The 418-nt window shown below is 57.4% G+C and carries 1 protein-coding gene; it reads right to left on the bottom strand.

Going from position 1 to position 418, the window contains the following annotated elements:
- On the bottom strand, window positions 1-302 hold a 302-nt coding region (locus DI041_RS21110), incomplete at its 3' end, for a GntR family transcriptional regulator (RefSeq protein WP_136640158.1).
- Window positions 303-418 lie beyond the last annotated feature (116 nt).

The following is a 418-nucleotide window of genomic DNA, read 5'->3' as shown; positions in this document are numbered from 1 at the left end:
GCCTGGAGCAGTTCGAAGGGGCCAAACGTGGCGAACTCCAGCTGACTGCTGGTGGAGGCGATGCGGTTCTGCTGCTGGCTGGCAATGACGTGGATGCCCGAGCCTTTGCGGACCTCAACATAGCCTTCAACTTCCAGCATGATGATCGCTTCGCGAACGACGGTGCGGCTCACTTCCATCTCTTCGGCAATCAGGCGCTCAGCAGGCAGTTTGGCACCCACCGGATAGATCCCGGTTTCAATGCGGCTTTTCAGCTCGCTGGCCAGCTGTTGATAAAGTCGACGGGATTCAGTGAAGTCCATAGCACAATCCTGGTAGCAGACAGATAAGTTGTTATACCACTTCAGGAGGTGCGAGGAAATGGGCTGGCTTGCGCCAGCCCGGCAGATTAACTGCGAACGGCGCTGGCCTGCGGAAT

Source organism: Stenotrophomonas maltophilia, from assembly GCF_004920835.1.
Classification (GTDB): domain Bacteria; phylum Pseudomonadota; class Gammaproteobacteria; order Xanthomonadales; family Xanthomonadaceae; genus Stenotrophomonas; species Stenotrophomonas maltophilia_AQ.
This window is presented reverse-complemented; position numbering and strand designations above follow the sequence as displayed.